Annotated in this window: 2 protein-coding genes; both read left to right on the top strand. The window is 32.1% G+C overall.

Annotated elements, in window-relative coordinates; all coding sequences use genetic code 11:
* Positions 1-140: 140 nt before the first annotated feature.
* On the top strand, positions 141-1,373 hold the full coding sequence (arcA, locus tag HMPREF9129_RS09840; protein ID WP_004823213.1) for an arginine deiminase: 1,233 nt from the start codon (positions 141-143) through the stop codon (positions 1,371-1,373).
* 72 nt (positions 1,374-1,445) lie between these two features.
* Complete coding sequence (locus HMPREF9129_RS09835; RefSeq protein ID WP_257009280.1) at positions 1,446-2,768, top strand: YjiH family protein; 1,323 nt, start codon at positions 1,446-1,448, stop codon at positions 2,766-2,768.
* Positions 2,769-2,933 lie beyond the last annotated feature (165 nt).

Genomic DNA, 2,933 nt, shown 5'->3' with positions numbered 1-2,933 from the left:
AAAATAATGTTAATATCAAATGGAATCGAATTTATATTTTGAAATTATTTATCCAAGACAAGTTAAATAGCTTGTTAAAAATTAGTAGTTTATAGATTTACTTTAAATCTAAATATATATTTTTTAAGGAGACTTAGAAGGTGAGTAGAGAGAAAGCGATACACGTTTACAGTGAAATTGGAAAATTAAAAACTGTACTGCTACATAGACCTGGAAAAGAAATCGAAAATTTAACTCCAGATTTATTAGACAGACTTTTATTTGATGATATTCCATTTTTAGAAGTAGCAGTGCAAGAACATGATGCTTTTGCAAATATTTTAAGAGAGAATGGAGTAGAAGTTCTTTATTTGGAAGAATTAGTAGCGGAAGCTATTACTTCAGAAGAAATCAAGAATGAATTTGTGGATGAATTTATTTCTGAAGCTAACATCGAAGGCAAGACTAAGAAGAAGCTTGTAAAAGACTTGTTGATGAGTTTTGAAAGTAACTTTGAAATGGTTCTTAAGATGATGGAAGGTATAAAAAAGGACGAACTACCTGATTTTAAGAAATTGGGCTTAACTGATATGGTTGACTCTGAATATCCATTTATAGTTGACTCAATGCCTAACTTATATTTCACAAGGGACCCAGCGGCAAATATAGGATATGGAGTTTCTTTAAATAAGATGAGAAACTTAACTAGACAACGGGAAACGATATTTGCAAAATATATTTTAAAATATCACCCAAGATTTAAAGATGCTGATTTGGAATTGTGGTATGATAGAACGGATTCAACTGCTATTGAAGGCGGAGATGAATTAGTTTTATCAAAAGAAGTTTTGGCAGTGGGGATTTCCGAAAGAACAGATGCAGCTTCTATAGAAAAATTAGCTGAAAGAATTTTTGAAAAGAATGAATCTTTCAAAAAGATTTTAGCTCTTTACATTCCAAACAAGAGAGCTTTTATGCATCTTGATACTGTATTTACAATGGTTGATTACGATAAGTTTACTATACATCCTGAAATTGAAGGACCACTATCTGTATATTCTTTAACTAAAGGAGAAGATGGCAGAATCAATATAGAAAAAGAGAATAAAGAGCTTGATAAAGTCTTGGCAGAAGCTTTAGGTCTTGAAAGTGTAACTTTAATTCGTTGTGGTGGAGATGATCCAATAGCGGGAGCTAGAGAACAATGGAATGATGGAGCTAATACTTTGGCAATCGCTCCAGGAGAAGTTGTAGTATATTCAAGAAATAAGGTTACTAATAAGCTTTTAGAAGAATACGGAATAAAACTTCATATTATGCCTTCAAGTGAACTTTCAAGAGGTAGAGGTGGCCCAAGATGTATGTCCATGCCTCTATGGAGAGAAGACATTTAAATATAAGTTACTAAAAAGGGAGGGTATTTATATGGAAAATGTTAAAAAGAAAAAATGACCACTGGAAGGATTATGAAATTCTTAATTCCTTCAATCATAGGTGTTCTACTTTTAATGGTGCCATTTAAAAAAGATGGTGCCTCAACAATAATGGTATCTGTAATATCTAAGGGTATCAACAAGGGAATAGAATCAGTAGTTCCTATTTATGTATTAGTTTTAATATGTATCGTTATATCATGTGCTTTAGCAATTATTTACAAATTAGCCAAACCGGCTTGGATTGAAAATAATGAATTATTAAAAGAAATATCTGACATTTCAAACTTCTGGCTTTTTGCTAGATTAGTGGGACTTTGCATTGGATTTATGACAGCTTTTGAAGTTGGTCCTGAAATAATTTATAGCGGAGATACAGGTGGGCTTATATTATATGACCTTATATGTGGTCTATTTACTATTTTCTTAGTAGCTGGATTTATATTACCGTTCTTAACAGAATTTGGTTTGTTAGAATTTTTAGGAGTATTCTTAACAACATTTATGAGACCGGTGTTTAATTTGCCAGGTCGTTCAGCAATAGACTGTGTTGCTTCTTGGATAGGAGATGGAACAATAGGGGTTGCTCTAACTAACAAACAATATGAAGATGGTTATTATACTGCAAGGGAAGCGGCTGTTATCGCAACTACTTTCTCAGCTGTATCCATAACATTCTGCTTAGTAGTTCTTGAAAATGTATCTATGACAGATTACTTTGGACAATTTTATTTTATAGTTGCACTTTCTGGTGTAATAGCAGCTTTGATTTTACCAAGGATTTATCCTCTATCATCTAAGAAAGATGAGTATAACAATGGAGTTAGAAAAGCTATACCGGAAGCAATACCTGCAGGATTTACAAAATCAGAATGGGGACTTCAACTTGCAGTTAAAAAAGCTGAAGAAAATGTTGGAGTTGGACAATACTTAAAGAGTGGAGCTAGAACAGTTTTAGGATTATGGTTAGGTGTTATACCAATTATTATGGCAGCAGGTACTTTAGCATTAGTAGTATCAGTTGCAACACCATTCTTCGATATAATGGGTAAACCATTCTTACCAATACTTAAATTACTTCAAGTTCCTGAAGCTGAAGCAGCAAGTGGAACTATGGTAGTTGGATTTGCTGACATGGTTGTTCCATCTATATTGGCAGCTGAAATAGCTAACCCAATGACAAAATTTATAGTTGCAGCAGTTTCTGTAACTCAACTTATATATATGTCTGAAACAGGTGCGGTTATTCTTGGAACTAATTTGCCAGTAACTTTGCTTGATTTATTCATATTATTCCTTGAAAGAACATTAATAACACTTCCGATAATTGTGTTATTCGCACACATGATATTTTAGATTAAAAACTATAGAAAATAGCTTGAGAGAAATCTTGAGCTATTTTTATTTGTAGTATTTTTAAAAGGAATCTAATCAGTTACTTTTTTACATTGGATTAAATAATATTATTAACCAAATTATCAAATTGGAATGGCTTTATAATCAAGACATAAGTTCAAAAAT

The sequence above is a fragment of the Peptoniphilus indolicus ATCC 29427 genome, assembly GCF_000227315.1.
GTDB classification, from domain to species: Bacteria; Bacillota; Clostridia; order Tissierellales; family Peptoniphilaceae; genus Peptoniphilus; species Peptoniphilus indolicus.
The sequence above is the reverse complement of the archived record's forward strand: the minus strand, read 5'-3'. Positions and strand labels throughout refer to the sequence as shown.

Coding starts and splice junctions, on each gene's coding strand:
- HMPREF9129_RS09835 (WP_257009280.1), top strand. CDS start 1,446: ATGAAATTCTTAATTCCTTCAATCATAGGTGTTCTACTTTTAATGGTG.